7 protein-coding genes are annotated in these 6,087 nt (G+C 70.6%); 4 read left to right on the top strand and 3 right to left on the bottom strand.

Features of this window, described 5'->3' with window-relative positions:
• Window positions 1–203 precede the first annotated feature (203 nt).
• Window positions 204–1,784, top strand: a complete 1,581-nt coding sequence (locus ACF1ED_RS29670; RefSeq protein WP_391765604.1) for a glycosyltransferase family 87 protein — start codon at window positions 204–206, stop codon at window positions 1,782–1,784.
• 24 nt (window positions 1,785–1,808) lie between these two features.
• Here ACF1ED_RS29670 and ACF1ED_RS29665 read toward each other — a convergent pair whose 3' ends face one another.
• From ACF1ED_RS29665 to ACF1ED_RS29655, 3 genes are all read right to left on the bottom strand, one after another.
• A complete protein-coding gene (locus ACF1ED_RS29665) occupies window positions 1,809–2,840 on the bottom strand; it encodes an alanine racemase (protein WP_351853459.1) in 1,032 nt (343 codons plus the stop codon).
• A gap of 98 nt (window positions 2,841–2,938) precedes the next feature.
• Complete coding sequence (locus tag ACF1ED_RS29660; protein WP_351853456.1) at window positions 2,939–4,057, bottom strand: peptidoglycan bridge formation glycyltransferase FemA/FemB family protein; 1,119 nt, start codon at window positions 4,055–4,057, stop codon at window positions 2,939–2,941.
• A gap of 117 nt (window positions 4,058–4,174) precedes the next feature.
• Complete coding sequence (locus tag ACF1ED_RS29655) at window positions 4,175–4,489, bottom strand: hypothetical protein (protein WP_391765601.1); 315 nt, start codon at window positions 4,487–4,489, stop codon at window positions 4,175–4,177.
• A gap of 298 nt (window positions 4,490–4,787) precedes the next feature.
• Between ACF1ED_RS29655 and rpsF the strand changes: the two genes are divergently transcribed.
• The 3 genes from rpsF (at window position 4,788) to rpsR (ending at window position 6,069) form a co-directional block, all read left to right on the top strand.
• Complete coding sequence (gene rpsF, locus ACF1ED_RS29650; protein WP_004950685.1) at window positions 4,788–5,078, top strand: 30S ribosomal protein S6; 291 nt, start codon at window positions 4,788–4,790, stop codon at window positions 5,076–5,078.
• A gap of 72 nt (window positions 5,079–5,150) precedes the next feature.
• Complete coding sequence (locus tag ACF1ED_RS29645) at window positions 5,151–5,753, top strand: single-stranded DNA-binding protein (RefSeq protein ID WP_391765599.1); 603 nt, start codon at window positions 5,151–5,153, stop codon at window positions 5,751–5,753.
• Window positions 5,754–5,832: 79 nt separating this feature from the next.
• Window positions 5,833–6,069 (top strand): 30S ribosomal protein S18, encoded by a 237-nt coding sequence (rpsR, locus tag ACF1ED_RS29640; RefSeq protein ID WP_005315025.1) that lies wholly within the window; start codon window positions 5,833–5,835, stop codon window positions 6,067–6,069.
• The last annotated feature ends 18 nt before the right edge of the window (window positions 6,070–6,087 follow it).

Raw genomic sequence — 6,087 nt, 5'->3', positions numbered from 1 at the left:
ACTTTTCCCCCCGGCGCCCGCGGCCCCGCCCCCCGTTGGGGGGTTCCGGCCCGCGGGTGCCCCCGCCGCCCCCGCCCCGGCCAGCACGTACGGAGCGGGCCGCGGCGGCCCTTCGTGTTTCACGTGAAACACGGAGCGCCGTGGCGCCGGTTTCCGCCCCGGTCGCGGCCGGATTCCCAGGGGCGTACGGCAGGATGTCCCCCATGCCGAGCCTGAAGAAGACGAGCGGCCCCCTCGACGGGCCCGCGGACGACGGGGCCGCGGCGCCGGACGGGGCGCGCGGGGGAACGCTCCCGGCCGCCGCCCCCGTCGTCGCCCCCACCCGGCGGGACGAGGTGGCCGCCGCCGGCAGCGAGCTCATCGGCGGGCGCTACGGCCGCCGTGCGCTGCCCGGCAGCGGGCCCGCGGGCGGGCAGTTCACCCCGGTGCGGGTGATCGCCCTCGTGGCCATCGGCATGTTCGCCCTCGGCATGGTGCAGAAGCTGCCCTGCTACAACTGGGCCTGGTTCCGCGGCACCACCTCCCAGTACACCCACGCCTGCTACTCGGACATCCCGCACCTCTTCGCCGGACGCGGTTTCTCCGAGGGGCTGGTGCCCTACTTCGACCGGCTCGCCGGCGACATACCGTTCCTGGAGTACCCCGTCCTGACGGGGCTCTTCATGGAGGTCGCGGCCTGGCTGACGCCCGGCGGCTCGCTCCAGGAGCAGGGCCAGGCGTACTGGCTGGTCAACGCGGGGCTGCTGATGGCCTGCGCGGCCGTCCTGGCCGTCTGCGTGGCCCGCACGCACCGCCGGCGGCCCTGGGACGGCCTGCTGGTCGCCCTGGCGCCCTCCGTGGCCCTCACCGCCACCATCAACTGGGACCTGCTGGCCGTGTCCCTGACCGCCGCCGCGATCCTGATGTGGTCCCGCTCCCGGCCGCTCGCCGCCGGCATCCTGCTCGGCCTCGCCGTCGCCGCCAAGTTCTACCCGGTACTGATCCTGTGGCCGCTGCTGCTGCTCTGCCTGCGGGCCGGGAGGATGCGCGCCTTCGGCAGCGCGCTGCTCGGCGCGGCGGGCTCCTGGCTCGTGGTGAACCTGCCGGTGATGCTCCTCGCGCCCGAGGGCTGGAAGCAGTTCTACCTCTTCAGCCGCCACCGGAACGTGGACTTCGGCTCGGTCTGGCTGCTCGTCAGCCAGCGGGGCGGACAGACCATCCCGCCCGAGCGGGCCAACCTGTACGCGCTGCTGCTCCTGCTCCTGGCCGCGGGCGGGCTCGCCTGGCTGGCCTTCACCGCGCCCCGCCGCCCCCGGCTGGCCCAGCTGGCGTTCCTGATGGTCGCCGCGTTCGTGCTCACCAACAAGGTCTACTCGCCGCAGTACGTGCTGTGGCTGGTGCCGCTCGCCGCGCTCGCCCGGCCGCGCTGGCGCGACTTCCTGATCTGGCAGTCCTGCGAGGTCCTGTACTACCTCGGGATCTGGATGTACCTCGCGTTCACCGGCAGCGGCAGCAAGCAGGGACTGCCGCTGGACGGCTACCACTTCGCGATCGTGCTGCACCTGCTGGGCACGCTGTACCTGTGCGCCGTGGTCGTACGGGACATCCTGGCGCCCGAGAAGGACCCGGTCCGCAAGGACGGCTCCGACGACCCCTCGGGCGGCGTCCTGGACGGCGCGCGGGACGTCTTCGTGGTGGGCAGGGCGGCCCGGCCGGCCCGGCACGCGGCCCCCGCGCCCGAGAACGGCGAGCAGGAACTCCTCGTGACATGGGGAACCCCCGGGGCCGAGGGCTCCCGGGGGTGACGTCCCGACGGCGCTGCGGCCGGCTCAGCGCTCGACGAGCCGGTCGAACTGCGTCGTGGTGTGCCGCAGGTGCGCCACCAGCTCGTCGCCGACCTGCGGCTCCTGGGCGTCGGCCGGCACGAAGAGGATCGACACCTGCATGTGCGGCGGCTCGGCGAACCAGCGCTGCTTGCCCGCCCAGACGAACGGCGACAGGTTCCTGTTGACCGTGGCCAGACCGGCCCGGGCCACGCCCTTGGCGCGCGGCATCACGCCGTGCATCGCCTTCGGCGCCTCCAGGCCCACGCCGTGCGAGGTGCCGCCGGCGACGACGACCAGCCAGCCGTCCGAGGCGGCCTTCTGCTGGCGGTAGCCGAAGCGGTCGCCCTTGGCGACCCGGGTGACGTCCAGGACCGAACCGCGGTACTCGGTGGCCTCGTGGTCGCCCAGCCAGAGCCGGGTGCCGATCCGGGCGCGGAAGCGGGTCTGCGGGAACTGCTGCTGGAGCCGGGCCTGTTCCTCGGCCCGCAGGTGGCTCACGAACATGGTGTGCAGCGGCAGCCGGGCGGCGCGGAGCCGGTCCATCCAGGCGATGACCTCCTCGACGGCGTCCGTGCCGTCCGGGCGGTCCAGCGGCAGGTGCAGGGCGAAGCCCTCCAGGCGCACGTCCTCGATCGCGGACGCCAGCAGCCCGAGCTCCTCCTCGCGGACGCCGTGCCGCTTCATCGAGCTCATCACCTCGATGACGACGCGGGCGCCGACCAGGGCGTGCACGCCGTCCACGGAGGAGACGGAGCGGACGACCCGGTCGGGCAGCGGCACCGGCTCCTCGCCCCGCCGGAACGGGGTGAGGACCAGCAGGTCGCCGCCGAACCAGTCCTTGATCCTCGCGGCCTCGTACGTGGTCCCCACCGCGAGCATGTCGGCGCCGAAGCGGGCCGCCTCCTCGGCGAGCCGTTCGTGGCCGAAGCCGTAGCCGTTGCCCTTGCAGACCGGGATCAGACCGGGGAACTGGTCGATCACGGTCTTCTGGTGCGCCCGCCAGCGAGCGGTGTCGACGTAGAGGGAGAGCGCCATGGCCGGCCCGGAACCTTTCTGATGGCTGCGGTGGGGGGTTTCGCAGGTGTGTACGAGACTCGTGGAACTACGAGGTTACGCAAGCCCCGCGCGGAGCGTCAGCGACGCGACATGTAGATGTCGAGCGCCTTGTGCAGGAGCTTGTTCAGCGGGAAGTCCCACTCGCCGACGTACTCGACGGCCTCGCCGCCGGTGCCGACCTTGAACTGGATGAGGCCGAAGAGGTGATCCGTCTCGTCGAGCGAGTCGGAGATGCCGCGCAGGTCGTAGACGGTCGCGCCCATCGCGTACGCGTCGCGCAGCATCCGCCACTGCATGGCGTTGGAGGGCCGGACCTCGCGGCCGATGTTGTCGGAGGCGCCGTACGAGTACCAGACGTGCCCGCCGACGACGAGCATGGTCGCCGCGGAGAGGTTCACGCCGTTGTGGCGGGCGAAGTAGAGCCGCATCCGGTTGGGGTCCTCGTTGTTGAGGACGGTCCACATGCGCTGGAAGTACGAGAGCGGGCGCGGCCGGAACTTGTCGCGGACGGCGGTGATCTCGTACAGGCGCTGCCACTCGGCGAGGTCCTCGTAGCCGCCCTGGACGACCTCGACGCCGGCCTTCTCGGCCTTCTTGATGTTGCGGCGCCACAGCTGGTTGAAGCCCTTGAGGACGTCGTCGAGGGAGCGGTTGGCCAGCGGGACCTGGAAGACGTAGCGGGGCTGGACGTCGCCGAAGCCGGCGCCGCCGTCCTCGGCCTGCTGCCAGCCCATCCGCCGCAGCCGGTCGGCGACCTCGAAGGCCTGCGGCACGACCTCGGTGGCCTGGACGTCCTTGAGGCGCTTCACGTCCGGGTCCTGGATGCCGGACTTGATCGCGGCCGCGTCCCAGCGGCGGATGACGACCGGCGGGCCCATCTTCACGGAGAAGGCGCCCTGCTGCTTGAGGTGGGCCAGCATCGGCTGGAGCCACTCGTCGAGGTTGGGGGCGTGCCAGTTGATGACCGGGCCCTCGGGGAGGTAGGCCAGGTAGCGCTTGAGCTTGGGGAGCTGGCGGTAGAGCACCAGACCGACGCCGACGAGCTCGCCGCTCTTGTCGAACCAGCCGAGGTTCTCCGAGCGCCACTCGGTCTTCACGTCCGCCCACGCCGGGACCTGGCAGTGGCTCGCGCCGGGCAGGGTCTGGATGTACGCCAGATGCTGCTCTCGGCTGATGGTCCTCAGGGTCAGGCTCATGCGGGGCGCTCCTCGGCAGGTGTGTCCCCATCGGTCAGGGGCTCCGGCTCTCGCGCCGAAGCCTACTGCGACCGAGGAGCGCCCCGGAGGGCCGCGTGGGCCCTGACGTGCCCGGTGTCAGTTGATCACGCCGGTGAAGAGCCCTCCGTGGGCCATGCCGAGGTAGAAGCCGACGGCCGAGGCGCCGAGGCCGATGATCAGGAAGAAGCGTTCGCGGGTGGTGACGGAGATGAACTGTCCGTAGGCCCCGGTCAGGATGCCGATCAGGCCCGACCAGGAGCTGAGCAGGTGCAGGCTGTGGAACTGCGCCGTGACGAAGGACAGGATGCCGAGCACCAGGGTCACCGCGAGCAGGGTGTCCTGGAGGGGGTGCGGCTTGCCGTCCGTCGCGAAGAGGGAGTGGCCGGGGTCGGGTCGCATTGCCTGTGCCATGGGGCACCTCCTGGCGTGCCGTGCGGAGGGCGGCGCATCCTAGCGCCGCCGACGTCCGATGTGTACAGATTGCGTCCCCTCCCCACCGGATTTCAACCGCAAGGCGTTGTGCGGGTACTCTGTACGGTCTGCGCCGGTGTCTGCCCTGGTTATGCCAGGACCTGATTCCTGGGGGCCGTCGACACACCCCGCCCGTCGGGGCTCGTTGTCAGTGGTGGCCGATACCGTCGCTCACGCATCACGACCCTCCTGCCACGGAACGACCGTGGCCGCTGAGTCCAAAGGAGGTGGGTTCCACATGCGTCACTACGAGGTGATGGTCATCCTCGACCCCGATCTCGAGGAGCGCGCTGTCTCCCCGCTGATCGAGAACTTCCTCTCCGTCGTCCGTGAGGGCAACGGAAAGGTCGAGAAGGTCGACACCTGGGGCCGTCGTCGTCTCGCCTACGAGATCAAGAAGAAGCCCGAGGGCATCTACTCGGTCATCGACCTGCAGGCCGAGCCTGCGGTCGTCAAGGAGCTCGACCGCCAGATGAACCTGAACGAGTCGGTCCTCCGGACCAAGGTCCTCCGCCCCGAGACCCACTGAGCTTCCGCTCAGAGGTAATCGGGTCCGAGTAGCAGCAAGCAGCCAGAAGCAATCCCGCCGAGAGGTTCACCCATGGCAGGCGAGACCGTCATCACGGTCGTCGGCAATCTCGTCGACGACCCCGAGCTGCGCTTCACCCCGTCCGGTGCGGCGGTCGCGAAGTTCCGCGTCGCGTCCACTCCCCGCACCTTCGACCGTCAGACCAACGAGTGGAAGGACGGCGAGAGCCTCTTCCTGACCTGCTCGGTCTGGCGTCAGGCGGCGGAGAACGTCGCCGAGTCCCTTCAGCGCGGCATGCGCGTCGTCGTGCAGGGCCGGCTCAAGCAGCGGTCCTACGAGGACAACCAGGGCGTCAAGCGCACGGTCTTCGAGCTGGACGTCGAAGAAGTCGGTCCCAGCCTGCGCAACGCCACGGCCAAGGTCACCAAGACCACCGGCCGCGGTGGTCAGGGTGGCGGCGGCGGTTTCGGCGGCGGCGGTGGCGGCCAGCAGGGCGGCGGCGGCTGGGGTGGCAACTCCGGCGGCGGCCAGCAGGGCGGCGGCGGAGCTTCCTCCGACGACCCCTGGGCCTCTGGCGGCTCCTCCTCCGGCGGCGGCCAGCAGGCCGGTGGCGGCGGCGGTGGCGGCTGGGGTGGCAACTCCGGCGGCGGCTACTCGGACGAGCCCCCCTTCTAGGGATCCCCTTCCGGCTTTCCGGAAGAGGCCCCGGAAGTGGCTCGTACCCCACACTTCTTGATCACACAGGAGAAACACCATGGCGAAGCCGCCTGTGCGCAAGCCTAAGAAGAAGGTCTGCGCGTTCTGCAAGGACAAGACCGCGTACGTGGACTACAAGGACACGAACATGCTGCGGAAGTTCATTTCCGACCGCGGCAAGATCCGTGCCCGCCGCGTGACCGGCAACTGCACGCAGCACCAGCGTGACGTCGCCACGGCCGTCAAGAACAGCCGTGAGATGGCGCTGCTGCCCTACACGTCCACCGCGCGATAAGGGAAGGGTGACCGAAAA

It is taken from the genome of Streptomyces sp. NPDC014656 (assembly GCF_043084305.1).
Classification (GTDB): Bacteria; Actinomycetota; Actinomycetes; order Streptomycetales; family Streptomycetaceae; genus Streptomyces.
Note: the sequence above shows the minus strand (reverse complement) of the source record. Positions and strands in the feature narration are given on the sequence as shown.